At 31.9% G+C, this 24629-nt stretch carries 23 protein-coding genes; 6 read left to right on the top strand and 17 right to left on the bottom strand.

Going from position 1 to position 24629, the window contains the following annotated elements:
* From BUA98_RS03515 to BUA98_RS03525, 3 genes are read left to right on the top strand one after another with little or no spacing between them, the layout of a single operon-like run.
* A complete protein-coding gene (locus BUA98_RS03515; RefSeq protein WP_072970238.1) occupies positions 1 to 1290 on the top strand; it encodes an HlyD family secretion protein in 1290 nt (429 codons plus the stop codon).
* A gap of 43 nt (positions 1291 to 1333) precedes the next feature.
* The gene (locus BUA98_RS03520; protein ID WP_072970239.1) at positions 1334 to 2986 is read left to right on the top strand and encodes a S41 family peptidase; all 1653 of its coding nucleotides are present in this window, start codon (positions 1334 to 1336) and stop codon (positions 2984 to 2986) included.
* Complete coding sequence (locus BUA98_RS03525) at positions 2987 to 4249, top strand: carboxypeptidase-like regulatory domain-containing protein (RefSeq protein WP_072970240.1); 1263 nt, start codon at positions 2987 to 2989, stop codon at positions 4247 to 4249.
* Here the strand turns inward: BUA98_RS03525 and BUA98_RS03530 are convergent, their stop codons facing one another.
* From BUA98_RS03530 to BUA98_RS03545, 4 genes are all read right to left on the bottom strand, one after another.
* Positions 4250 to 4957 carry a tRNA1(Val) (adenine(37)-N6)-methyltransferase gene (locus BUA98_RS03530; RefSeq protein WP_072970593.1) on the bottom strand — a complete coding sequence of 236 codons (708 nt, stop codon included), beginning with the start codon at positions 4955 to 4957 and terminating at the stop codon, positions 4250 to 4252. It lies immediately after the preceding gene.
* A 129-nt stretch (positions 4958 to 5086) separates the two neighbouring features.
* A complete protein-coding gene (locus tag BUA98_RS03535) occupies positions 5087 to 5437 on the bottom strand; it encodes a four helix bundle protein (protein ID WP_072970594.1) in 351 nt (116 codons plus the stop codon).
* A 253-nt stretch (positions 5438 to 5690) separates the two neighbouring features.
* Entirely contained in the window at positions 5691 to 6215 is a 525-nt protein-coding gene (rimM, locus tag BUA98_RS03540) for a ribosome maturation factor RimM (RefSeq protein WP_026982649.1), read from the bottom strand.
* Positions 6216 to 6230: 15 nt separating this feature from the next.
* Entirely contained in the window at positions 6231 to 6803 is a 573-nt protein-coding gene (locus BUA98_RS03545; RefSeq protein WP_072970241.1) for a 30S ribosomal protein S16, read from the bottom strand.
* 195 nt (positions 6804 to 6998) lie between these two features.
* Here BUA98_RS03545 and BUA98_RS03550 point away from each other — a divergent pair, with 195 nt between their 5' ends.
* Positions 6999 to 7481, top strand: coding sequence for a DUF6252 domain-containing protein (locus BUA98_RS03550; RefSeq protein WP_072970242.1), 483 nt, complete (start codon positions 6999 to 7001; stop codon positions 7479 to 7481).
* Between the two features lie 135 nt (positions 7482 to 7616).
* Positions 7617 to 7973, top strand: a complete 357-nt coding sequence (locus BUA98_RS03555; RefSeq protein WP_072970243.1) for an RNA recognition motif domain-containing protein — start codon at positions 7617 to 7619, stop codon at positions 7971 to 7973.
* Positions 7974 to 8084: 111 nt separating this feature from the next.
* On the opposite strand, the gene BUA98_RS03560 is transcribed toward BUA98_RS03555, so the two are convergent.
* From BUA98_RS03560 to BUA98_RS03575, 4 genes are read right to left on the bottom strand one after another with little or no spacing between them, the layout of a single operon-like run.
* Positions 8085 to 10772 (bottom strand): carboxypeptidase-like regulatory domain-containing protein, encoded by a 2688-nt coding sequence (locus BUA98_RS03560; protein WP_072970244.1) that lies wholly within the window; start codon positions 10770 to 10772, stop codon positions 8085 to 8087.
* A 2-nt stretch (positions 10773 to 10774) separates the two neighbouring features.
* The gene (locus tag BUA98_RS03565) at positions 10775 to 11533 is read right to left on the bottom strand and encodes a GLPGLI family protein (protein WP_072970245.1); all 759 of its coding nucleotides are present in this window, start codon (positions 11531 to 11533) and stop codon (positions 10775 to 10777) included.
* 11 nt (positions 11534 to 11544) lie between these two features.
* The gene (locus tag BUA98_RS03570) at positions 11545 to 12282 is read right to left on the bottom strand and encodes a GLPGLI family protein (RefSeq protein WP_072970246.1); all 738 of its coding nucleotides are present in this window, start codon (positions 12280 to 12282) and stop codon (positions 11545 to 11547) included.
* 51 nt (positions 12283 to 12333) lie between these two features.
* Complete coding sequence (locus tag BUA98_RS03575) at positions 12334 to 12570, bottom strand: hypothetical protein (RefSeq protein WP_072970247.1); 237 nt, start codon at positions 12568 to 12570, stop codon at positions 12334 to 12336.
* A 127-nt stretch (positions 12571 to 12697) separates the two neighbouring features.
* Here BUA98_RS03575 and BUA98_RS03580 point away from each other — a divergent pair, with 127 nt between their 5' ends.
* A complete protein-coding gene (locus tag BUA98_RS03580) occupies positions 12698 to 13075 on the top strand; it encodes a helix-turn-helix domain-containing protein (RefSeq protein ID WP_072970248.1) in 378 nt (125 codons plus the stop codon).
* Positions 13076 to 13147: 72 nt separating this feature from the next.
* Here BUA98_RS03580 and leuB read toward each other — a convergent pair whose 3' ends face one another.
* From leuB to BUA98_RS03625, 9 genes are all read right to left on the bottom strand, one after another.
* Positions 13148 to 14209 carry a 3-isopropylmalate dehydrogenase gene (gene leuB / locus BUA98_RS03585; protein ID WP_072970249.1) on the bottom strand — a complete coding sequence of 354 codons (1062 nt, stop codon included), beginning with the start codon at positions 14207 to 14209 and terminating at the stop codon, positions 13148 to 13150.
* Positions 14210 to 14327: 118 nt separating this feature from the next.
* On the bottom strand, positions 14328 to 15848 hold the full coding sequence (locus BUA98_RS03590) for an alpha-isopropylmalate synthase regulatory domain-containing protein (protein WP_072970250.1): 1521 nt from the start codon (positions 15846 to 15848) through the stop codon (positions 14328 to 14330).
* Positions 15849 to 15890: 42 nt separating this feature from the next.
* Positions 15891 to 16463: an O-methyltransferase gene (locus tag BUA98_RS03595; RefSeq protein ID WP_072970251.1), complete on the bottom strand. Its 573-nt coding sequence runs from the start codon at positions 16461 to 16463 to the stop codon at positions 15891 to 15893.
* A 101-nt stretch (positions 16464 to 16564) separates the two neighbouring features.
* Positions 16565 to 17161, bottom strand: coding sequence for a 3-isopropylmalate dehydratase small subunit (leuD, locus tag BUA98_RS03600; protein ID WP_007809710.1), 597 nt, complete (start codon positions 17159 to 17161; stop codon positions 16565 to 16567).
* 114 nt (positions 17162 to 17275) lie between these two features.
* Positions 17276 to 18670 (bottom strand): 3-isopropylmalate dehydratase large subunit, encoded by a 1395-nt coding sequence (gene leuC, locus BUA98_RS03605; RefSeq protein WP_072970252.1) that lies wholly within the window; start codon positions 18668 to 18670, stop codon positions 17276 to 17278.
* Between the two features lie 495 nt (positions 18671 to 19165).
* Entirely contained in the window at positions 19166 to 21793 is a 2628-nt protein-coding gene (locus BUA98_RS03610) for a TonB-dependent receptor (protein WP_072970253.1), read from the bottom strand.
* Positions 21793 to 22578 carry a GLPGLI family protein gene (locus BUA98_RS03615; protein ID WP_072970254.1) on the bottom strand — a complete coding sequence of 262 codons (786 nt, stop codon included), beginning with the start codon at positions 22576 to 22578 and terminating at the stop codon, positions 21793 to 21795. Before BUA98_RS03615 ends, BUA98_RS03610 begins: the two co-directional genes overlap by 1 nt.
* Positions 22579 to 22738: 160 nt before the next feature.
* Complete coding sequence (locus BUA98_RS03620; protein ID WP_072970255.1) at positions 22739 to 23530, bottom strand: GLPGLI family protein; 792 nt, start codon at positions 23528 to 23530, stop codon at positions 22739 to 22741.
* An 88-nt stretch (positions 23531 to 23618) separates the two neighbouring features.
* Positions 23619 to 24425, bottom strand: coding sequence for a GLPGLI family protein (locus BUA98_RS03625; protein WP_072970256.1), 807 nt, complete (start codon positions 24423 to 24425; stop codon positions 23619 to 23621).
* Positions 24426 to 24629: the final 204 nt, after the last annotated feature.

Consider the following 24629-nt stretch of genomic DNA (forward strand, 5'->3'; position numbering starts at 1 on the left):
ATGGCTGAAGATACATTCGAATTAAGAAGTGAAGAAGTTCAGGACATCCTGACTAAAGTACCGCACTGGATGATCCGATGGGGAACGGTCTTGATATTTGCCATTATTTTTATGCTCTTTTTTATTTCGTGGTTCATAAAATACCCAGATGTTGTAAATACAGAGATTGTAATTACAACCAATATTCCACCGGAGAAGATTGTATCAAAATCATCAGGAAGGATCGAAGTGATTTTGGTAAAGAATAGAGCCGTAGTGTCAAAAGGTACGACATTGGCAATTATTGAAAACACGGCAAATTATAAGGATGTTTTTTTATTAAAAAGCATAGTTGAAAATTATAATATCAACGATCCCAAAAAAACATTTCCATTTGCTGTTTTAAAAAATAGTCAATTAGGGGAAATTGAAAGTGCTTTTGCTGTTTTTCAAAAAGATTATGAAGCAGACAAACTAAATGAAAATTTACAGCCTTTTGAAGTCGAAAACAGAGCGCAGATTTCTGAAAAAGTTCAGATTAAGGAAAGGTTAGATATTCTGCAGCAGCAAAAAGTACTTAACGAGAGTGAATTACAGCTTCAGAAAAATGAAATCGCCCGTTTTGAAACACTGTTTAATAAAGGAATTATCTCAGCGCAGGAAATGGAAGCTAAAAAACTAGGCTACCTCCAGGCCCAAAAGAATTATAAGAGTTTATTAACGTCGATTTCTGAATTAAGGTCCTCTTTGATAGATAACACAAAACTGAGCCGTAATTCGCAGATAAGCGGCACTAAAGAAGAAGTTAACCTTGGTCGCAATATGGCACAGTCCTTTTTTCAGCTTAAAAAAGTGATAAAAGATTGGGAATTGGCCTATACGCTAAAATCATCAATTAGTGGTGTCGTTACTTTTTTACAGGTCTGGAATGAAAACCAAACTATAAATGTTGGCGATAATGTCTTTTCTATTATTCCTGATGCAAAGAATGGTTTCATAGGAAAGGTAAAGGCTCCGGCACTAAATTCAGGCAAAATAAAAGTAGGACAAAAAGTAAATATCAGATTGGCCAATTTTCCCGATAGGGAATTTGGAGTGCTAAAAGGCAAAATTCAGAATATTTCTCTTGTTCCGGATAAAGATGGTAATCTGCTTTTAGATGTTGCGCTCCCTGATGGATTGCAAACTTCGTATAATAAACAAATTGTATTTCAGCAGGAAATGAAAGGAAGCGCTGAAATTGTTACGGAAGATTTACGATTAATTGAAAGAATTTTATATCAATTTAAGAGTATATTTGAGCAAGTTTAAAATTAACCCAAACCTAAATAACTAACATAACCATTTTTTTCTAATGAAGAAAACATTACTTCTTGTCCTTGTTTTATTATTTCAAAATGCATTTTCAAAACCAATTACCGAAACTCAAAAACTCGCTGCTACCTGCAAAGTTTGGGGTTTTCTAAAGTATTATCATCCAAATGTGGCGGATGGAAGTAAAAATTGGGACGAACAATTGTTTCAAATTTTGCCAAAAGTAGAAGAAGCACAAACTGCCGAAGCTTTTTCGTTAGTGATCGAAAATTGGATAACATCTTTAGGCGAAGTAAAAGCATATAAAATTTCGACACCTACTTCAAAAAAGGAATATTTTGATAAAAACTTTGATTTGTCATGGTTTTCAAAAAATGATTTATTCTCTAAATCACTTTCAAAAAAAATAAAATTTATTGAAGAAAACAGAATTCAGGTAAAGCAATATTATGTTGATTTCGAGTTGAATACTGGTAAAGTGCCGTTGCAGTTTAATAATGAAATTAAGTACACAGATTTTAAATGGACAAATAAAAATTTGCGTCTTTTGGCATTGTTCAGATATTGGAATTATATAGAATACTTTTTCCCTTACAAATATCAAATGGATGAAAACTGGGATAAAGTATTAAATACGATGCTTCCTAGATTTTATGCTCCTGAATCTGAGAAAGATTTTGTTTTGGCAATGCGTGAAATTTCTATAAAATTAAATGATACACACGCATCAACTCAAATGTCTCAGTTATTTGATTATTTTGGAGATAAATTTATCCCTGCGGATGTCAAAATTATTGATGAAAAGGCAGTAATCATTAGTTTAAAAAACGATTCATTGGCAAAAGTAAGTGATTTAAAAATAGGTGATGTAATTACGAAAGTTGAAGGAAAAACTATTGCTGAACTTTTAAAAGAAAATAGAAAATATGTTGAAGGATCAAACGAACCATCTGTTTTAAGAAATGCATATTGGACAATTTTTAACGGTAAAACATCCTCTGTTGAAGTAGAGTTTGTTCGTGACGGAAAAACGGCTGTTAAATCAATAAATCGTTATAAATATCAAGACTTAAAAATTCAGTTTCCAGATAGAGAAAAATGGAAAATTTTAGAGGATAATGTTGGCTATGTTAATTATGATGCATTAGAAGAAAGTGATGTCCCTGCTTTGATCTCTGCACTTAATAATACAAACGCTATTATTTTTGATAATCGTGAACGTCCGAATGATGTTATGTTTGCTATTTCGGACTGGCTAAATTCTGAACCTAAGGAGTTTGTTAAATTCTTAGATCCAGATGTAAGTTATCCAGGACGTTATTTGTGGAGAAATGAAATTCTAAAGTGTGGTAAAAACAATCCAGAATATTACAAAGGAAAAGTAATTGTTTTGGTAAATGAAAAAGCTGTGAGCCACGCAGAATTTAATGCGATGAGTTTGCAAACTGCTCCAAAAGTTAAAGTGATAGGAAGTCAGACAGGAGGTGCAGATGGAGCAAATTATAGATTTCCGATCATTAAAGGATTTTATACTTCGTTTACTTGTTATGGCGTTTTTTATCCCAATAAAAAAGAAACCCAACGTATTGGCATCGTTCCGGATATTGAGGTGAAGCCAACAATATTAGGTATTCAACAAGGTAAAGATGAGGTTTTGGACCGAGCATTACTATTTGTTAAAACAGGAAAATAAATGAAAAATTCTACAACAAAATTTACAAAATGGTTTGTAATTACTGTTCTGTTAGCACAGACTATTTTGTATGCTCAAAATCGTGAAAACGATTATGATTCTTTTAAAATTACGGGTAATATAAAAGATTCAAAATCAAACGCCGTAGTTCCTCATGCTGATTTATATCTTCTTAATTGTAATAAAAGTGTAGTAGCAAATGAAGATGGGGGGTTTCAGTTTAGTGTTCCGAAAATTAGTTTTAATGATAAATTAATTATTTCTGCGCTGGGATATTATTCTGATACAATTTTGGTTTCTGAACTCGAAAAACTGAAAAATAAAATCCTGGCAATTGAGTTGAAAAAGGAAAATAATGCTGAGGTTTCGTTGGATGATAAGATAGTTGTTTCGTCCCAAAATAAGTCAAAAGCATTATCTGCTAAAGCTATTTTAACGAAAGCAAAAGAAAATCTGGGTGATAATTATTATCAAAAACCGTTTAATCAGAAATTTTTTTTTAGAGCACAAACGGTTAGGGACGGAATTTTTACAGTAAATGAAGAAGCATCGCTAAATACTTTCAGTGCAAATGGAATTAAGGTTTCAGATGATGCCGTACAGAATTATTTTGGCGAAATAGAACAATTCCGAAAGAATGAAAATTCGGAATCTACTGATAACTGGAAAGGAGTAGGATACTTTGGAGTTGTAATTTTTAGAAATATATTGTTGAGTAACCAAAATGTTCTTTATGAAACAGATGCTTTTGAGTTAAAGAAAGAAGGAACAACAATCTACAATGGTAAGAGAGTTTATGTAATACGTTTTACAAATTTAGATCCTGATGTTTTTTCAACAGGTTTTGGAAATCCTGAGGCCAATACGGCAAATGGATTTATTTATATAGAAACGGAATCTTTTGCGGTTGTAAAGTTTGAGCAATATGTTATTTTAAAGGATGAAAGGTCGAACGATAATGACGACATTACAATACAATCTTCATTAAAAATTACACAAACATATAAGAATGTTAACGGTAAATATTTTATTAATTATTGTAATGAAAAGGTGGAGAGTACTTATTTTTCAATAAAGGATAAAAAGCAATTATACGTTTTAAATTCTGTCTATGATTTAATGTCGCAGGATATCAAAACAGAAGAGTTGGTTGCTATAAAACGTCCAATTGATCGCTTAAAGTTAGGTGTGAAATTAAACGAAGACCCGGAATACTGGAAAAATAGCAATCTAATGCCGGAGAATAAAAAGATGGAATTTTAGTTACATCTTCAAATAAAATTCCTTTGTCAATTCAATATATTCAGGAGTATAAACGTGTCTGTCAATTTCGATAATTAATTCATCGATTTTAATTTCAGGACTTTCATTTCGGCTAAAAGCCAATAAACTACGCTTAATTTCAGATTTTGGAGTTCCTTTTACGCGCGTAATTTTGACTGGATATAATTCGGATTCTTTTGCCAAAGCGATGAATTTTTCTTCTTCCTTGAAAGGGATTATTAAAGCGAATATTCCATGTTCGGAAAGTAATAAATCGGCTGCTTCAACTAGTTCTTCAAAAGGCATTGCATCCTGAAAGCGGGCTAAATCGCGCTGTTCAGTTTCTGTTTTGTAATCTTCAGCATAAAAAGGCGGATTCGAAACAATCAAATCATATTCGTCTTCGGGTTCTTCAATAAATTCATCTAAACCGGCATGAAAACAAAATAAACGATCTCCCCAAGGTGAATTTTCGAAATTATCGACAGCTTGTTCGTATGCATCCTCATCAATTTCAAGAGCATCAATCTGTTCCGCATGAGTTCGCTGAGCAAGCATTAAAGCAATAATTCCAGTTCCTGCACCAATATCTAAAATACTAAAAGGATTGTGGCTTATTGGAGCCCATGCACCAAGTAAAACACCATCAGTTCCGACTTTCATAGCGGTTTTGTCTTGTAAAATAGAAAATTGTTTGAATGTAAACATAAAAGTAAATTCCAATTTTTTAAATTCCAAATTCCAACTAAAAAAATAAAATTCCAACAAAGAAATTCCAAATTCTAATGTAAAACGGAGTAATTTTGAGTTGCAAAAGTAAGATTAAAATCTTAATATTTATTTTGAAGTTTTGCTGATTATCGCTGATAAAATTTTTCGTAATTCTTCTATTTCGAATAATAAAGGATCTGAAAGTATTTTATGATCAGGATTTAATTCGTGAAGTAATCTCAACCAAAACTTAGATTCTTTAGCTTCTTTTCTGGAAATTTTAAGTCTAAATATTAAATCTTTATCTCCAAGCTTTTCATTCGCTTCAATATAATTAGCGCCAACTGAGCCTGAAGATCTTACTAATTGTTTTCCATCTTCAATATTGGACGTAGTTTTTGCTAATGATCTGATATAAATTCTACATTCTTTTGCAACGAGGAAAGTCCTTTCCTCTAAATCATAAGGTTTGGTCATGATAAAATTCCAATTTTTTAAATTCCAATAAGTGGAGTTCAAAAATAAGAATTTATTTTTAAGTAAGATTTTTCTTTCAAATTATTTTTTAGTAAAAAGATCATTTATAAAATTGAAGTTCAATTCTATTATTGGGATTTGGAATTTCCTTTTTTTTGAATTTCTCTAATTTGGTTGAAATTTGGAATTTAAAAAATTGGAATTTACTTCTGTTAGATTAGAATTTGGAATTTAAAAAAATTGGAATTTTCCTTTACAAGTACATTTCAACAAGCCCTTCTGGCAAGTTCATAATAACTTTTTTATTCTCGCGGTCAATTTTTACAAGAAAATGATCGATCATCGGAATTAACATTTCGACTTCGCCATTTAAAACTTCAAAAAGAGGTTGTGCTGTAGTATCGTTTACAGCGACTATTTTTCCAAAAACGCCTAAACGCTGGTCTTCAATTTCAAAACCAATAACTTCGTGGAAATAAAATTTGTTGCCGGAAAGTTTTGGCAACATACTTAAAGGAAGATAAATAGCATTGCCCATAATAGCATCTGCATCTTCTTCGGTATTCATATCTTCAAAACGAATTCTAAGAAAATCATTTTTGTGCAAAGAACTTTTTTCAATAAAAAAAGGAACCAAGTGTTTGTTGCATTCAACAAACACTGATTCCAGATTTTCGTATAACTCAGGTTCGTCCGTGTCTAAATAAGCCAGAACTTCACCTTTGAAACTAAATTTTTTAGCGATTTTACCTAAATAAAAACATTCTTCTTTACGCATTCTCGCTAGCTAAAATTATGCTTCAGTTGTTTCGTTATTTTCTTCAGCAGCAGGAGCTTCTTCAGTAGCAGCTTCTGCTTCTACTTCAGCAACTTCTTCTTCAACTGCAGGAGTTGCAGCAGCGATAGCATCAGCTTCAGCCTGAGCTGCAGCAGCTAAACGTTTAGCATTAACTTCTTGTTCTGCTTTAAAAGCTTTAGCTTTAGCATCAGCTTGCGCTTTTGTTAAACCGTCTTTTTTAGCATCAACTTTTCCAGCTTTAGCTTCTAACCAAGCAGCTAATTTAGCATCAGCTTGCTCTTGAGTTAAAGCACCTTTACGAATACCTCCATCAAGGTGGTGTTTCAATAAAGCACCTTTGTAAGAAAGAATTGCTCTGGCAGTATCAGTTGGTTGTGCACCATTGTGTAACCATTTTACAGCGCTGTCAAGGTTTAATTCAACAGTTGCAGGGTTAGTGTTTGGATTGTAAGTACCGATTTTCTCTAAGTATTTACCATCTCTTTTTGAGCGTGCATCTGCAGCTACAACCCAGTAAAAAGGTTTTCCTTTTTTACCGTGTCTTTGTAATCTAATTTTTACTGACATAATCTTATGATTAAATTTTGAGGTACTCGACCTCTGTTAATTAAGGGCGCAAAGATATAATTTTTTTATGAATTATGCGTTCCAAACAGTATTAAATATATTTAAGGTGAGTTTTTATCATTTTTACAGGGTTTTAGGATTCAATTTTTAAATATTTATTTCAAATAAGGTACTTTTGCAGCAAATTCATTCTATATGAAAAAAATCTTTTATTTTTTATCACTTCTTTTTATACTTACATCTTGTACTGAAGATATAAAATTCAATAATCCTGCCTTTCAGGGTTTGAAAGATAATGTTTTTTGGAGAGCTCAAAGTTATTCAGCTACTACTGATGCAAATAAAGTTTTGCAAATTGAAGGCAGTTTAGGGACTGATGTCGTAATTCTTAAAGTTTCTTCTACAACACCAAAAACGTATGTTCTAGGTATTGATGATATCACCGTAGCATCGTATTCGAATTTGTTTTCGGTTGATGAACCTGAGTTTACCACCGGAACCAATAAAGGTAGCGGGCAGATTGTTATTACAGATTTTGATGCGGAAAATAATACTATTTCAGGAACATTTAAATTTACTGCACCAAATGTAAACGAGGAAGATCTCGAAAAGCCAAGTTTAAATTTCAAAGAAGGTGTTTTTTATAAAATTCCGATTACTCCAAATCTGAAGAATTAAAATATTTAATTAACAATCGTTTGATTTTGCTGGTTTCTGCTTTTTTAAATCAAAATAAAAACATAAATAAACTAATATATAGTAGATTAGAGAAAAATAAGACTACATTTGCTACATTATTATAAATAAGTACATATGAACATTTTTGTTGGAAGCCTTCCATTCAGTATTGAGGAAGCAGATTTAAGAGAGTCTTTCGAGGCTTACGGAGCAGTAGATTCAGTTAAAATCATTACTGATAAATTTACAGGAAGAAGCAAAGGTTTTGGTTTTGTTGAGATGCCAAACGATGCTGAAGCTCAAAAAGCAATTGATGAATTGAACGGAGCTACTGTTCAAGGTCGTGCAATTGTGGTTAATAAATCTGAACCGAAACCTGAAGGTGAAAGAAGAAGCTTCAATAATAACAGTCGTGGTGGAGATTCACGCGGAGGTTATGGTGGAGGAAACAACCGTGGTGGAAATGACCGTGGTGGTAGAGGAGGATATTAATATTTTTTTCTAAATATATAAAAGGGATCAACGAAAGTTGATCCCTTTTTTTTGTGGTGTGAAATTATTTTCAGAGTTCATTGTTCTTGATTGCAGTAAAATTATAGCTTTTTACAATTTATAATTTATAGAAAATAAAATTACGCGTGGTAAAATGTAGGTTGCTTGTTGACTAATTATATAATCTGAGAATGTGTAACTATTTTTATTTTTAACATTGAAAAGATTATTTATAGAAACTTCAAAAGTAATAGGGCTGTTTTTCTTTTGATAACGAAGAGAAGTATTTGCGATATCCGAGTAATTTTTTTGATCATCATTATTCGTGTTTTGTAAATACTCATAATCAAATTTGAAAATCCAGGATTTGAAGAGGGCAATTTCTAGATCAGAATTGATCATGTCATTTTGATATTTAGATGTAGTTATTCCTTCAAAACTGCTAAAACCTTTAGTGTATCCAATACTTAAATCAGGCCATTTTTTATTGGCAGTTTTAAGCAAAATTCCAATTTCTTGTGTATTTCGACTGTTCACCGATGTAACTGTATTTAATTTTTGCGTATAATTAAACCAGGTTAAATTGGTGTTCAATTTTAAATTGAATTTGTAAATCTTTTTGCTAACAGCTCCGTTTATACGCCAATTTGTTTCTGGATTATCTGTAAGAATCGGGCTGTAAAGCTGATTAATTCCGTTTAGTAGAACTTCATTTCGTATTGTTTTTATCTTTTTATTAAAGTTAATCATAGCGTTTATCATAATACCGCGATACATATTAACTTTTGAATATCGTAAATAAGCCAAGTGATATCGCTCATTTTCTAACAATGCATTTCCTTTAAAAATCGAATTGTAACTTTTTAATGTATATCCGTTTGCGTATTGATTAACATCTGGAAATTTGTTGGATAATAAATATTCAAACTTGATATTTTCAGACTGATTGAATTCATAATCACTGGTCCATTGAGGCTGAAGAAGAGTTTTGTTTAAGGTGTTCGTTAAATCCTGGCGGGTCACTAAATGATATCGATGAATATAAAGACCGGGTTTGTTAGTCCACCCTCCTATTTTAAATTTATATTCTAAACCAACATAAGAATCATTTAAATTGTATTTGATATTATTGCTAAAACCCGCATTTTCTAAATTATTTATAGTTCCATCGGTAAGCAATTGGTTTTCATTACTAGTTAAATGGGAGGTTTCGTAATTGTTTCCCAAATTTATATACAAGTGATTAAAGTTGTTGAGAATCCAGTAATGTTTAAAAAGTGCATCGACAGAATTATTATTAATTCTTTTTACCTGATTAATGATATAGAGATTGTCTTCTTCAAACGGAATTAAATTTTCTAAAAAAGGGGCATTGCTTAATAAATGATTTGTAGGAGAATTTACCTCATAAGCCTGATTTATTACAAAAGTCGAGCTATGATTTTGATTGTATTCTTTGTGCCATTCTATATAATTTTTAAACGAGAAATTATCTGCTTTGTTAATGGTTTCGAATAGGCTACTGTTTGTGTCTGTTACTGAATTTATAGTGTTGTTTATATCATTATTGCTGGATTGATATTGCGAATTGTAATACCATTTTTCTTTATCAGTCGGGCTGTAATCTAATTTTATATTACCAATTCCTAAAAGACCATTATTTTGATTTACTTCAGATTGGTTTTCAAAAGTAAGTAAAGCATTTTGTAAATATTCATTTCTGCTTTCAGTATGGGATCTGGTTATTATTTTAGAAAAAATAGCATAACCGGATAGAGAGAGTTTTGGTGAGACATCATGACTGAAATTAATGGCGCTAAATTGTGATTTGCTTAATACAACATCCGTGTTATCATCTGTAAGAGTGTATAAATTGGTAAGTGATTTTCTCCCGGATAAAAAACTGCTTGCTCCGCCTTCAAATTGCATTAAGTCCTCAAATGTAAAAGTACTTTTACCAATATTATTGCTGTCGCCAATATAACTAATATTCGTTTTTGGGCTATAGTAGAAGATTCCGGCATGGGCAAGGTAAAAACCATTGTCGTTTGCTACTTCAATTCCAGCCTGAACATCACCAAAAATGAATTTTTTCTTATCCTCTTTTAATTTTACGTTCATCACTAAGTCATCACTGTCAGAAACCTTTTTCATAAAGCCAACATCATTAAAATGATCAATGACTTCTATTTTATCCAAAGCATCCGCTGGAATATTTTCAACTGCGAGTTTTGTTCCTCCTCCGAAAAAAGATTTTCCTTCGACCAGCATTTTAGTCACTTTTTTGCCCTGTACAGTAACATTGCCATTTTTTTCTACTTCTACACCAGGAAGTTTTTCCAAAATTTCTTTCATTTTCCGTTCATTACCATTTGCAAAACTTTTGACGTTAAATGTCATAGTGTCTTTTTTAATAATAACGGCTTTAAATTCTTGCTTGATAACTATTTCTTTGAGTTTTTCACCTGTTGATTTGAGTTTAAAATCATGAGATGTGATGGTAGAATTGGGTTCTATAACTAAAACTTGATCTACAAAACCAATATAAGAAACAACAATTTCATATTTAGCGGAGCTGTCTAATTCTAATCTAAATCTTCCTTTGTTGTCCGTAATCGAAAACTTAAGTTGCTGATTAGTTTGGGAGGGTTTGGCTATAATATTGGCGTTTTCAAGAGGAGTATTTATTGTATCAGAAACGATACCCGAAATAGTTTTGGTCTGTGAGTATGAAAAAAAAGAAGCAAATAACATTACTATTAGCAATGTTATTTGCTGTAAGCCTATTTTAAAAACCATTTTTATTTAGATTCTAATTCTTGTATTCCCTGTAATTGTTCTTTTGAATAAGTTCCCCTTATCATTTGTAAATAGGTTTCTGCGGTAATTGCTTTTGGAGATGTTAATTTGTCTATTTCTGGAGTTTTGTCGAGAGATAAATTGATTTTTTTTACAAAGAAAGCAGCCTTGTCAGTTTGTAATTCAAGAATTAAACCGGGTAAACCTCCGTAACCTAGAGGTCCAAAAGAGAAAGGAATTTGTGGTGAAAACCAAGCTGTAAAAAATATATTTTCTTTTTTCTTGCCATCTTCATCTGTCAAAAAAGGGGTAGTTGCTTTAAAGCAAGTATAGCCTTCTATTTTTTTGGATTCATTTAATATGGTCCAGACTTGTTCAGTTTCATTTTGTATAATGACTTTCCCTGTTCGTTGAGTGTCTCTATATTCTCGATTTTCATTAGTAGTTTTATTTTGGTAATATTTTAATTTTCCTCGCCCTACCGTAGCCGCTAATGAAAAACCAATGCCATCATTATCAATTAAAATAGTATTTGCAAAAAAATAGGCTTCTTCACTTGTGAAATTTAAGGTATATTCTACTTTATCTGCTTCTGTATTAAGTTTTGTAACCCAGTCGGTAACATCTTTATAAACAGGTGAATTTTTTGACAAATTGATCTCTTTGTTAGTGATTTTTCCGTATTGTATTGTGCCGTATTTTATTTGTCCGATACCATTTGAGGTAATAAATAGTAAAATTATTAAGATGTACTTTTTCATCAAGTAATAATTTATTTGATTTTGGAATTGGATGTCTTAATTTCTGTTTTTCTTTCTTCAGAAATACTACTATAAAGCATTTCATTATATTTTTCAAAAGAAACTGCTTTTGGAGAAAGAAGTTTGTCAATTTTTATTGATGGTTCTGTCGACAGATTGATTGTTTTAACATAAAATACACTTTTATCTGTCTGCAATTCCATTATTAAACCAGGAAGTCCGCCAAAACCAATTGGACCATATGAAACTGGTATTTCTGGAGTATACCATGCGGTAAAAATGATGCTCTCTTTTTTTTCGCCATCTTGATAATAAGGTGTTGTCGCTTTATAGCAGGTATACCCGTCAATTATTTTGCTCTCATTAAACATAGTCCAATCGTATTTTTGTTTTAAATTAAAAATGACTGTACCTGTTCTTTTATTATCTGCATAATTACGAAATTCTTTAGTTTCGTCATTTTGGTAATATTTTAAAATACCTCTTCCAAGAGTTGCCGCTAAATTGAAGTCAACTGCCGGTTCTAATAACGTACTGTTTGCAAAGAAATATGCTTCTTTTTGATTAAAATTCAGAGTGTACTCAATCTTATCTGCCTCTTTTAAAAGTTTAGAGAAAAAATCGACCATTTCTTTGTTTCCTTCTACATTTTTACTTGTAACTTTTCCATATTGTACAGAGCCGTTTTTTATTTGTCCAATGCTGAAATTTGTAATTAAAATGGTAATTAGTAAAATATATTTTTTCATATATAAAGTAAAAACTTCCAGAACTATGTCTGGAAGTTGATTATTGTAAAATTAACAGTTGTGGGCACTTGCCCATGCATCACCTGCAGCCCAGCCTGCAGCTCCACCACCTGCATTTTCGTAGGCTTGAATCCAACCTGCATCACAAGGTGTTCTTTGGTTGTCATCTTCAATGCGCACTGTCTCTTTAAATTCCTTAGTTTCTGCTTTTTTTTCTTCAACATTCTTTGCAGTTGAAACAACACTAAAAGCCACAAGTGCAATTGCACTAAAAAATAATTTTTTCATAGAAAAAGTTTTAAAATTAGGGTTAATTAAATTGTAAACCAAAGATTATAATTATTATTTTTACATCATATTCCTACAGGAATAAAGAATATTCGTTCTTGACTATTAATAATAAAAAGCCCCTTTTATGTCAATAGGATTTAAAATTAAAAAGCTCCGGGAGGAGAAAAATGTTACACAACCTACGCTGGCTTATGAGTTGAAAATTTCGCAAAGTGAGCTTTCAAAAATTGAAAATGGAAAAACCAGAAAAATTGATTTTTTACTAATGAATGAAATTTGCAATTATTTTCAGAAAGATTTTGAATATTTTATTATGAAAGTAGAAAGTGCAGATGATTGGAAATTAACTGATAATCTCGATAATAAGGTCTTTAGTTCTGAAAAGATAATTTTTGATATAAAAAAAATTATCGATGAAAATTATCAGAATAAAAAACTGATAAGTTCCTTGCTAAAAGAGAATCAATTATTAAAACAAAAAAAAGGGATCAACGAAAGTTGATCCCTTTTTTTTGTTTAAAATTGTTTCAAGTTTCAACAATAACTTGAAACTTGAAACCTGAAACAAATAAAACTATAGATTCGCTACAAGCCAGTCTCCAACTTCGCTGGTTTTGTATGCTTTAGTTCCTTTTGCAGCTAAATCTTCAGTAACAATTCCTTGTTCTAATGATTTGTTTACAACCGCTCTAATTGCTTCTGCCTCGTCTTTTAATCCGAAGGCATCTTCGAACATCATTGCTGCAGATAAAATAGTTGCTAACGGATTAGCAATATTTAATCCAGTTGCCTGAGGATAAGATCCGTGGATTGGTTCGTATAATGAAGTGTGTTCTCCAACAGAAGCAGAAGGCATTAATCCCATTGAGCCTGAAATTACAGAAGCTTCGTCAGTCAAAATATCTCCAAATAAATTCTCCGTAATCAATACATCGTAAGAGTTTGGCCATTGAACCAAACGCATTGCAACAGCATCAACAAATTCATATGAAACCGTAACTTCAGGATAATCTTTTTCCATTGCCTGAACTGTTTCTCTCCATAAACGTGAAGTTTCCAAAACGTTTGCTTTATCGACACAACACAATTTTTTGCTACGAGTCATTGCCAATTCAAAACCTTTTTTAGCCAAACGCTGAACTTCAGCTCTTGTGTAAACACAGTTGTCAAAAGCAGTTTCTCCGTTGTCTTTCCTTCCTTTTTCTCCAAAGTAGATTCCGCCAGTTAATTCTCTTAAGAAAACCAAATCAGTTCCTTCGATTCTTTCTCTTTTTAAAGGAGAATTATCAATTAAAGAAGGGAAAGTAAAAGTTGGGCGTACGTTAGCGAACAATCCTAATTTTTTACGCATCAATAACAATCCCTGCTCCGGACGAACTGGCGCACTTGGATCGTTATCGTATTTTGGGTGACCAATTGCTCCAAACAAAACAGCATCGGCAGCCATACAAACTTCGTGAGTCTCATCAGGATAAGGAACTCCAACTGCATCAATTGCACAAGCTCCAGTTAAAGCTGGTGTCCACGTTATTTCGTGATTGAATTTTTTTGCAATAGCATCAGATACTTTTACAGCTTCATTAATTACTTCTGGTCCGATTCCGTCACCGGCTAAAAGGGCTATGTTTAATTTCATTCTATGTGTGTTATTTAAGGTTCAAAGGTTCAGAGGAACAAAGGTCCAGAGGTGTTGGGATGTAAACTCTATTTTTGAGCCTTTGTTCCTTTGTTCCTCTGAGCCTTTGCCCCTTATATTAAGCAATTACATTCAACATCTTTTGCGTTGCAATAATCGCTGCAACAGTTTGATCTGAATCTAATCCTCTTGTTTTAAATTCTTTTTCGTTGTTTACCCAGGTGATGATGGTTTCGCATAAAGCGTCAGAACTACTCCCTGGTGGAATTCGCACTGCATAATCAATTAATTTTGGAAGCGTTAGTTTTTTGCTTTTGTAAATTTTGCCAAGCGCATTCATAAAAGCGTCAAACTGACCATCGCCCTGAGCACTTTCTTCAATGATTTCGTCATCAATTTTGAGAAGTAAAGTTGTTGAGGGACGCATCCCTTTTGAATGCATTAATACATACGATTCAATAGTAATTTTATCCTGATAAGTATGACTGTCCAAAACATCAGAAATAATGTATGGCAAATCTTCTTTGGTAACGGTTTCTTTTTTATCACCTAATTCGATGATTCTTTGGGTAACCAATTTCAAATCTTCCTGGTTTAATTTTAAACCCAATTCCTGAAGATTTTTTTCGATGTTGGCTTTTCCGGAAGTCTTTCCTAAAGCGTATTTTCGTTTTCTTCCAAAGCGTTCCGGAAGCAAATCATTAAAATATAAATTGTTTTTATTGTCACCGTCAGCGTGAATTCCGGCAGTTTGCGTGAAAACATTATCACCGACAATTGGCTTATTGGCAGGAATTCTATAACCTGTAAAAGTTTCTACCAGTTTACTCACAGAGTACAAAGAGGTTTCTTTGATATTGATACTAACTTCTGGTAAATAATCATTTATAACGGCAACAGTACTCTCGAGCGGTGCATTTCCAGCGCGTTCTCCCATTCCGTTTACGGTTACGTGAAGTCCATTTATGCCGGCTTTAACAGCTTCCATAACATTGGCTACACTTAGATCGTAATCGTTATGTGCGTGAAAATCAAAATGAATTTGAGGGTATCTCGCTCTGATTTTTGAAAGGAATTCGAAAGTCAGGGACGGAATTAAAACACCTAAAGTATCGGGTAATAAAATTCTTTTAACGGGTTGCGTTGCTAAGAAGTCCAGAAATTGAAAAACATAATCTGGAGAATTTCGCATTCCGTTGCTCCAATCTTCTAAATAAACATTGGTTTCAATATTGTTTTCTTTTGCTAAAGCAATGATTTGTGCGATTTCAGAAAAGTGTTGTTCCGGAGTTTTTTTTAATTGATGCGTTAAGTGATTCATTGAGCCTTTGGTCAATAAATTCTGCACTTTGGCACCGGCTTTTTTCATCCATTCAATTGAAACTCCGCCATCTACAAACGAAAGCACTTCGATTCTGTTTATATATCCTCTTTCTTCAGCCCAGGTAGTGATACCTTTTACGGCTTGAAATTCTCCTTCGCTTACGCGTGCAGAAGCAATTTCGATTCTATCAATATTTAATTCCTCCAACAACAATTGTGCAATGGTTAATTTTTCTGCAGCAGAAAATGATACTCCTGAGGTTTGTTCGCCATCACGAAGTGTCGTATCCATTATTTCAATTTTTCTTTTTTCCATTATAATATTGTTTGCTTTGAAAGCATGAGTAATCTTAATATCTTATATTTTGGTTATTAGAATCAAACCTGTTGACCAACACATTTTTGTTAATTGAATGTCTTGTCTTTTTTCTAAATCCTGAATTAATTTTTCGACGTTTTTGTCATGATTTACTGGCCAGTTTGGTTGTGGAAGCATGTCATCAATCAAATAAATTCCACCTGAATTCAATAAGTTTAAAGTTTCGTCTAAAACCACATATTTTCCAGGCCAGGCATCGGCAAAAATCAAATCAAATTTTGAATCTGTATAATTTAAAATCCATTTTTCAGCATCTTCACAAACGAATGAAACATTTGATTGCTGGAAATATTTTTTTGCAATGTTTTGATATTCTGCTGAATTGTCAATTGAAATTAGGTTTGAATTTTCACTCATTCCTTCAATCATCCACGCAAGTGATAATCCGGTTCCGGTTCCTAATTCTAAAAAGTGACCATCTTTTTTTGTTGCGATTAATGTTCGAAGAAAACTTCCTGTTTGTAAATCTGACGGCATTGAAAACGCAATTTTTTCAGAATCAGTTTTGATTTCCGAATAAAATTTTGGCAATACAATGTTGTTGTCATTCATTTTTTAGAAAGAGTTTCTAATTCAAAAATTAAAATCAAAAGCAGTTACAAAGCCCAACTATAGAATTGAAACTTACGTAACTGCATTTAAGTTGGTTGTGTTTAGTAAGGAAGTTTATCGGCGAAAGCCACAATATCTTCCTTAATGTTTTGTAAATAATCAATGTCGTCAAAACCATTGATCATGTTGTTCTTTTTGTATCCGTTAATTGCAAAAGATTCTGATTGACCCGTTGCCAATAAAGTAATCGTTTGGTTTGGCAAGTTGATTTCTAATTGAGTATTAGGATCAGCTTCAATTGCTTTGAAAATCGTATCAGCAAATTCTGGGCTAACCTGAACTGGCAAAACACCAATATTCAAACAGTTTCCTTTAAAGATATCAGCGAAGAAACTTGAAACTACAGCTCTAAAACCGTAATCGTAAACTGCCCATGCAGCATGCTCTCTCGAAGATCCTGAACCGAAGTTTTTTCCTCCAACTAATATTTTTCCGCTATAAGTTGAATCGTTTAAAACGAAATCAGCTTTTGGAGTATCATCTCCGTTATATCTCCAGTCTCTGAAAAGATTGTCTCCAAAACCTTCACGTTTTGTAGCTTTAAGGAAACGAGCCGGGATGATTTGATCTGTATCTACGTTCTCAATTGGTAGTGGCACAGCACTACTAGTAAGTATATTAAATTTATCGTATGCCATTTTAATTTTAGATTTTTGGATTTTAGATTTTAGATTTTCTGAAAATGAGAATCTATGTTAAATCTAAAAGCAATTTTATTGAATTTTTGAAATTGTTATTGCTATTGTCATTGACTAGAATAATTCTCTCGGATCTGTCAATTTTCCTGTAACAGCAGCAGCGGCAGCCATAATTGGACTTGCTAATAATGTTCTTGAACCAGGACCCTGACGACCTTCAAAGTTTCTGTTTGATGTACTCACCGCATATTTTCCAGCTGGAACTTTATCATCGTTCATTGCTAAACACGCTGAACATCCTGGCTGACGTAATACAAAACCAGCTTCTGTCAAAATATCTAAAATACCTTCTTCTTTAATTTGAGCCTCAACAACGTGAGAACCCGGAACTAACCAAGCGGTAACATTATCTGCTTTTTTTCTTCCTTTTACAATTTCAGCGAAAGCTCTAAAATCTTCAATACGCCCGTTTGTACAACTTCCTAAGAAAACATAATCAATTGGTTTTCCAATCATCACATCATCTTCGTGGAAACCCATGTAAGCAAGCGATTTTTTATAAGTTTCCTCACCACCTTCAACTTGATTGGCATTCGGAATATGTTTTGAGATACCAATTCCCATTCCAGGGTTAGTACCATAAGTAATCATTGGTTCAATGTCTGAAGCGTTGATGTTTAATTCAGCATCAAAAACAGCATCAGCATCCGTTTTTAGTGTTTTCCAGTATTCAACAGCTTTAGTCCAGGCTTCGCCTTTTGGAGCATATAATCTTCCTTCAAGGAAATCAAAAGTAGTTTGGTCAGGAGCGATCATACCTCCACGAGCACCCATTTCGATACTTAAGTTACAAACGGTCATACGACCTTCCATTGTCATGTTTTCGAAAACATCTCCGGCATATTCAACAAAATAACCTGTACCTCCAGAAGTAGTTAATTGTGCAATAATATAAAGTGCAACGTCTTTTGGACCGACACCTTTGCTCAATTGACCGTTTACGTTGATACGCATTTTCTTTGGTTTTGGCTGCATAATACATTGAGTAGAAAGAACCATCTCAACCTCAGAAGTTCCGATACCAAAAGCAATAGCGCCAAAAGCACCGTGAGTAGAAGTGTGTGAATCTCCACAAACAATAGTAGCACCTGGCAAAGTAATTCCGTTTTCAGGACCAACTACGTGTACAATTCCATTTTTAATGTGACCTAATCCCCAGTGCGAAATTCCGTATTCAGCAGCATTATCTTCAAGCGCTTTAAGCTGATTTGCAGATAGTGCATCTTCAACTGGTAAATGTTGGTTTATGGTTGGTGTATTGTGATCTGCAGTTGCAAAAGTACGCTCTGGGTAAAGAACCTTAACGCCTCTGGCTTTTAATCCTAAAAAAGCAACAGGACTCGTAACTTCATGAATGAAATGACGGTCAATAAAAAACACATCTGGTCCATCTTCAATTTTACGCACTACATGTGAATCCCATACTTTGTCAAATAATGTCTTACTCATTTTTTATTTTTTTTAATTGTAATTTCTATAATCGCAGCAATTCCTGATAATAGCAAAACAAAAGTAAAAAAAGATACAAAGTGGTCAATTTCAATATTTCATTATATACGATACCCAAACTAAAATACAAATTACTATTGGCATTTATACGTTGAATTTTGGCAGGAAAATGAACGATAAATTGGTTTTGTTTTTCTTTTTCTCGCTAATTTTGATTGGATTGCTTTTAATTTTGATAGTTTGCAAATTTATCTCAAAATCAACATGAAATATAGGTTTTTGTTTAAAAAAATGTAAAAAAATGAATAAAAATAGTAATAATTGTTGATTTTTTGTTCTTTGGAAGAATTTACGAAGTTGTCAATTAATGTGATTTTGAAGGCTAAAAAATCAATTTAGAATGGATATCGGTAAGTTCAATTTTAATTCAAATACTACGACATCCAAGAAGTGTATTTTTATGAAAATTTATGAAAGAAAAGAAAAAAAGAAGATTTAAAATCGATACTTTACGGTTGCTAATAAATATCTTGGAACAAGTCTTATAGTTGATTTGTAAGAAGTATAATTGTCTAATGTGACCAGTGTAAATTCATTTTGATTTGAAATATTGTTAAATAACAATCTATAGGAGAACCTGCTTTTTAGAGGAGTACAATTAACTATAAGATTAATGAAAGTGTAGTTTTTTGAATTCATTTCATAAAAAGTACTATTAAATTCAGCGAGCCAGGTTTTTGAAATTTTATAATTACAATTGATGAAAGCATCTTTGGTTTCATTCGACGTAATGATGCTGTTGAAATTTGTTTGATAATAGTTATAGTTAAACCCAAAATCAAAATTGACAGGAATGTTATAATAAGTGGTTGCCGAAAAAGTATATTGACTATTATAACTTTTTAAGTTAGAAAATTCCTGACTGTTAACTTTTGTTGGATTGTTGCTCCAGTTTTGGCGTGTTTCTAATTTCGTTGCCCATTTTAATTTTCTAAAATAATTGACAATATTAAAAGTTCCATTATAACTTTCTCCTCCCTTAGTTATTATGTAATTATTGAAACTAAAATTCTCCGTAATCAGATCATCCGTATTTACTATTTTTTTTGAGTTTACGTAGTATAAATTTGCATTAATAGAAAATCTTTTTTCATCATTAAATAAGGAGTAGGTTAACGATGCTGTTTTATTTTTCAGAAAATCTATTACGTTGCTTCCTTTTACAAATGTTTTGTAATCAGATAATTGAAAATTGGTAGTAAGGTAATTGATTTCGGGAAAAGAATTGTTTTCTGAATAAGACAGCCTGAAATTCCCAAATTGGGTTTTCTTTAAATTAATGGATAAAGTCGGGTTGAATATAGAATAGTTTTCTTTAAAATCATTTCGCTTAAAGCTGTTTTGAACGTAACTTAAATTAGCTGTAAAATCTATTTTTGAATTGAAATTGTATCGAATTCCGTTTTCTAAGGAAAAGAGAATTTGTTTTAAAGACGTGTTTCCGTCATACGTTGCTTCGGGAGTTTCATCAATTAAAAAATCAGAATTGATAGACTCTTTGCTGTTTTCTAATTGAAAAGCTAAAATATATTCAAGTTTACTGTATCTCGTAATCAATTTGGTTTTAATGCCGTAATATTGATTTTTATTAAAGCTGTTTTGCTTTATTTGTGCCTCAGGATTTGCTTGTAAAAATGCGTTTAAGAAAGGAGATTTTAAATTATTTTTTTCATTTAGATCATCATTTCCAAAATAAATATAGTTGTTTAAAATCGTCCTATTTGATAGACTGTAACTGTGATTAAAATGATTATAAAAAGTCTGATTACTAATCTTTGAATCCTGATTAACTCTTGCATTATTAAACAATAAATAAGAGTTAATGGTGTTTGGATTGTTTTTATAAATGAATAAATTGGTTAGGTAATTATCTTCATTGCCTAAATATTTTAACTCAATTTCGCCAGAAGAAAGTGTTTTTTTTCCATTGTAATTATTGGCTTCTGTATTTATTATTGGGTTTTCATTTATGCTATAAATCGTCTCAGAAAATGAATTTTGTATCTGATTATCATTTGTAAAATATCCAACACCTCTAACAGTAAGCGAAGGTTTTATTTTTGAAGTAAAGCTTAAAGAATTGAAAAATGCCTTATTGAAAATACTCTGTGATTTGCTGAAAGAGCTGTTTTCATTGCTGTTAATATTGTATTGCTTCTTAGTTGTTTTTTCAATTCGGTCTTGACCAAAAAAGTCTGTACTTATAGTTGCCTCCTTAATTAAAGAAGAAGCTTTTTCACCCGTATTATTATAATCAGCTAAATAGAAAAGTTTGAGCTTCTTTTTCAGAAGCCCAAGATTTATGCTTTCTTTCCATCTGTTTTCAGAAACTACTCCGGCACCAGCCGTAATATTACCAAACCAGATATTTTGTTTGTCTTTTTTTAATTTTAAATTCAGTGCAACTTTGTCTGAATTATTCATTTTTTTTAGAATAGGATTGTCTTCAAAAGCATCAATAATTTGTACAGCATCTAATACTTTGGCATCTAAATTTTTTGAAAGTAATTTGTAATTTTTATCAAATAAGTCTTCTCCTTCAATGAGTAATTTGTCAATTGATTTTCCGTGTGCTTTTATTGAACCGTCTTTTTGCACTTCAATTCCAGGCAGTTTTTTTAAAATGTCTTCAACGGTCTGTTCGGTCTGATTTAAAAAGGAAGCCACTTTTATAGTCGTGGTATCTCTGTCAATTTTTATTTTTTTATGCGATTCTATGACAACTTCATTCAAATTTTCTTCTTTTGATTCTAACTGAAAAGATTGCTCTATTTCTGTTTTTGTACTAATATTAATCACTTGATTTTTTTTAAGAAATCCTAAGCTAGAGGCTTCTATAGTTATTAAGAGATCAAGTGGTTTTTCGAATGATAAATCATAAAATCCGCCTTCATTTGTGAAAGTATAAGAAAGTATATTTCCAGAATTATCTAAAACAACAACAGAAACATTTTCGATGCCTCTGTTGTTAGTATTGTCTTTTATAATTCCTGAAATTTTAATACTTTGTGAAAAAACTAAAATTGGGAAAAATAGTAATAATAAGATCACTTTTTTTTTCATTACTCACATTCTATAAACATATCATTTAATTTTGGCGGAAAGAACGTAACATCTGGAAATTGTTTTTGTGCTATCTTGAGCTTGTCGGTAGTTTTTTCAATTTGACTGGTTTGAATTTTTTTAAATTCATTATAATTTAGAATGTCATTATCTGAGGTCATAAAATATTTAATTGTTTCCTTTGTTTGTGATGGATATTCAGAAGTTTTAAAATACCAAAACACATATTTATTTACATCATATGCTTCTAAAATTAATCCGGGTAAACCTTGCAATTTCCATGGGCCGAAAGGGACAGGAATTTCAGGTGTAAACCAAGCAGTATATTGTCTTCCTCGAAAAAAAGTAGTAGCTTTTTTACAGATAAATTTACCTATTAGTTTGGTGTCATTACTTAATTTCCACTCGATCTTTGGAGTAATTTCTTTGGTATAATAAATTTTCCTGCAATAAAGACTTGACCATGTAGTCTTTTTTTGGATATTTTGAGTAACCTGATCTCCAGATTTACTTGTTTTTGCACCTAAGTGGATTAATGTTGTATTATTTTTTTCATTTGTTAACGTTTTTTGCTCATTAGTCTTTTCGGTTCTTTCTAAACTATCTTTTGCTGTAACATAGTAAGATTGATTTTTATCAAAGATTAAATAGGCATTATAGTCATAACCGCTACTATTGCCAATTTGAAGCGCTTCAATATAGCCGTATCTAATAATTCCTTTTTGTGAGTAAATATTGGAATAATAGAAAAATAGAATAAGTATAAATTTTGAAATTGGTTTCATTTAATTGTTTTATAAATTTAACCATTGCTATAGTAAGCCATAGCGATGGTTTTTTTCTACATATTGCAAAGCGCGTTTACCATACGTTGCCAGTCAGCAGGATCACTACTAGTAGTTTCTACCGAACCGATGTATGGTAAAAAGAATATTTTTTTGCATTTTAATCGAATACTTCTATACTAATATCTTTCATTTCTCCAGATTGTACATTTACACCATATTCCTTTGCCATTAACACGGCTTTTGTTTTGCCTTTTTCAACAATTGACTTCAATAATTCATTATATTCATTTGTTGATATCCATTTTAAGTTTTTATCTTCTTTAGTTTTCTTAATTGGATGCAAGTCAATATTTTTTTTCACCGGATATTCGACAGCTTTAAAATAGATGTATAACTCTTTATTTGTATCATATGCTTCTAAAATTAATCCAGGCAAACCTTGAAGTTTCCATGGCCCATATGGAAGCGGAATTTCTGTTGAATACCAAGCCGTATATTCTCTGCCTCTGAATGTTCCGGTTGCTTTTTTGCAAAGGAAATTGCCAATTTTTTTTGATTCATTAATTAGTTTCCAAGGAATTTTAGTCCTCTTTTCTATTCCATAAACTGGCGACTGGTATTTTTTATTCCACCAAATGCTATCTTTTTCTCGATTGTAATAAACTTGTTTTCCTTGTGTAAGTGTATGTTTTCCAACATAGATTTCTGTTATTTGACCATCTGTTTTTTTAATTTTTTGATTTTCAATGTTTCTTTCATTTTCTAAAGAATCTTTTGCTGTTACGTAGTAAGATTGACTTTTATCAAAAACTAAGTAGGCGTTAAAATCTAACCCGACAGGGCCACCTTTCCCGGGGCTTTCAATGTGACCATAATAAATGATTCCTTTATTTTGAGCGGTACTTATCAAAAAATTTAGAAAGGCTAGAAGGAATATTGTTTTTTTCATTTTTAGAAAGCTTTATGCTGTTTTTCAATTTGTTAATAAGCTTTAAATTTTAGGTTTATGAAAGCGTAATTAAAAAAAGTTTAAAATTTCATTCTGTAATTTCTTTGAAATTTTGCTCTATTGTTCCCTTTTCTGATGGAGATGAAGTTGGAGCTTCTTTATCGGCCATTAACATTTTTTCATACATTTTTTGCAAATACTCCTCGCAAAATAGCATGTATTCTTTTCTGTTTAACCATTTTATGGGCTTCCGATTATTGCTTTTTATAAAATCAATTCCAGTTTTATTGACTGTGGGGTATTCAATACTTTTAAAATAATAATAAACCTCTTCGCTGCTATCGTAGGCTTCCAGGATTAATCCAGGCAATCCCTGTAATTTCCAGGGACCATATGGAAGAGGGATTTCGGGAGTATACCAGGCAATATATGTTCTCCCTCTGAATTGAGAAGTTGCTTTGTGACAAGTAAATTTACCTATGGTTTTGGTTTCATTTTGTAAATTCCATTTAAAGCTAAATTTCTTTTCAGCGACATATTGAAGGCCATTTTTTAAAAAACTACACCAAACACTATCTTTTTGTAAACTGGTAAATACCTGGCTTCCGTTTTCTGTAGCAGGTAGCCCGGCTGTATAAAGTGTAGTTCCTCCTTGTCTATTTGGAAAATTATTCATTAATGCATCTAAAGAGTCTTTTTGGCTCACATAACTGGATTCTTTTTTATTAAAAACTAAAGTTGCCAGGCGTTCTTTACCATTTTTACTTCCAAAATAACTGCTTTCAATTTGTCCGTAGTAAACGATTCCTTTATTGCTAGTTTGCGAAAAGCATAAATGTTGAAATAATAATAAAATTAATATCGTTTTGGTAAATCCTTGTTGATTTGAAGACATTTGGTTTCTCAGTGTTATAAATGTAAAGAAAGAAAATTTAGAAAGACATTGCTTGTTTTAACAAAAATTTAACGTGTATTATCTTTGAAAATAACGATCCAATAATAGTTGATTGATCTATTTTCTTTCCCAAAAAAAAGCGTAAATTTGGACTTCCTCCATATTCTACATATCGTTTTTCATAGTCCATATAATCAATGATTT

The sequence above is a fragment of the Flavobacterium saccharophilum genome (assembly GCF_900142735.1).
GTDB classification, from domain to species: Bacteria; Bacteroidota; Bacteroidia; order Flavobacteriales; family Flavobacteriaceae; genus Flavobacterium; species Flavobacterium saccharophilum.

Coding starts and splice junctions, on each gene's coding strand:
- BUA98_RS03515 (WP_072970238.1), top strand. CDS start 1: ATGGCTGAAGATACATTCGAATTAAGAAGTGAAGAAGTTCAGGACATC.
- BUA98_RS03520 (WP_072970239.1), top strand. CDS start 1,334: ATGAAGAAAACATTACTTCTTGTCCTTGTTTTATTATTTCAAAATGCA.
- BUA98_RS03525 (WP_072970240.1), top strand. CDS start 2,987: ATGAAAAATTCTACAACAAAATTTACAAAATGGTTTGTAATTACTGTT.
- BUA98_RS03530 (WP_072970593.1), bottom strand. CDS start 4,957: ATGTTTACATTCAAACAATTTTCTATTTTACAAGACAAAACCGCTATG.
- BUA98_RS03535 (WP_072970594.1), bottom strand. CDS start 5,437: ATGACCAAACCTTATGATTTAGAGGAAAGGACTTTCCTCGTTGCAAAA.
- rimM (WP_026982649.1), bottom strand. CDS start 6,215: ATGCGTAAAGAAGAATGTTTTTATTTAGGTAAAATCGCTAAAAAATTT.
- BUA98_RS03545 (WP_072970241.1), bottom strand. CDS start 6,803: ATGTCAGTAAAAATTAGATTACAAAGACACGGTAAAAAAGGAAAACCT.
- BUA98_RS03550 (WP_072970242.1), top strand. CDS start 6,999: ATGAAAAAAATCTTTTATTTTTTATCACTTCTTTTTATACTTACATCT.
- BUA98_RS03555 (WP_072970243.1), top strand. CDS start 7,617: ATGAACATTTTTGTTGGAAGCCTTCCATTCAGTATTGAGGAAGCAGAT.
- BUA98_RS03560 (WP_072970244.1), bottom strand. CDS start 10,772: ATGGTTTTTAAAATAGGCTTACAGCAAATAACATTGCTAATAGTAATG.
- BUA98_RS03565 (WP_072970245.1), bottom strand. CDS start 11,533: ATGAAAAAGTACATCTTAATAATTTTACTATTTATTACCTCAAATGGT.
- BUA98_RS03570 (WP_072970246.1), bottom strand. CDS start 12,282: ATGAAAAAATATATTTTACTAATTACCATTTTAATTACAAATTTCAGC.
- BUA98_RS03575 (WP_072970247.1), bottom strand. CDS start 12,570: ATGAAAAAATTATTTTTTAGTGCAATTGCACTTGTGGCTTTTAGTGTT.
- BUA98_RS03580 (WP_072970248.1), top strand. CDS start 12,698: ATGTCAATAGGATTTAAAATTAAAAAGCTCCGGGAGGAGAAAAATGTT.
- leuB (WP_072970249.1), bottom strand. CDS start 14,209: ATGAAATTAAACATAGCCCTTTTAGCCGGTGACGGAATCGGACCAGAA.
- BUA98_RS03590 (WP_072970250.1), bottom strand. CDS start 15,848: ATGGAAAAAAGAAAAATTGAAATAATGGATACGACACTTCGTGATGGC.
- BUA98_RS03595 (WP_072970251.1), bottom strand. CDS start 16,463: ATGAATGACAACAACATTGTATTGCCAAAATTTTATTCGGAAATCAAA.
- leuD (WP_007809710.1), bottom strand. CDS start 17,161: ATGGCATACGATAAATTTAATATACTTACTAGTAGTGCTGTGCCACTA.
- leuC (WP_072970252.1), bottom strand. CDS start 18,670: ATGAGTAAGACATTATTTGACAAAGTATGGGATTCACATGTAGTGCGT.
- BUA98_RS03610 (WP_072970253.1), bottom strand. CDS start 21,793: ATGAAAAAAAAAGTGATCTTATTATTACTATTTTTCCCAATTTTAGTT.
- BUA98_RS03615 (WP_072970254.1), bottom strand. CDS start 22,578: ATGAAACCAATTTCAAAATTTATACTTATTCTATTTTTCTATTATTCC.
- BUA98_RS03620 (WP_072970255.1), bottom strand. CDS start 23,530: ATGAAAAAAACAATATTCCTTCTAGCCTTTCTAAATTTTTTGATAAGT.
- BUA98_RS03625 (WP_072970256.1), bottom strand. CDS start 24,425: ATGTCTTCAAATCAACAAGGATTTACCAAAACGATATTAATTTTATTA.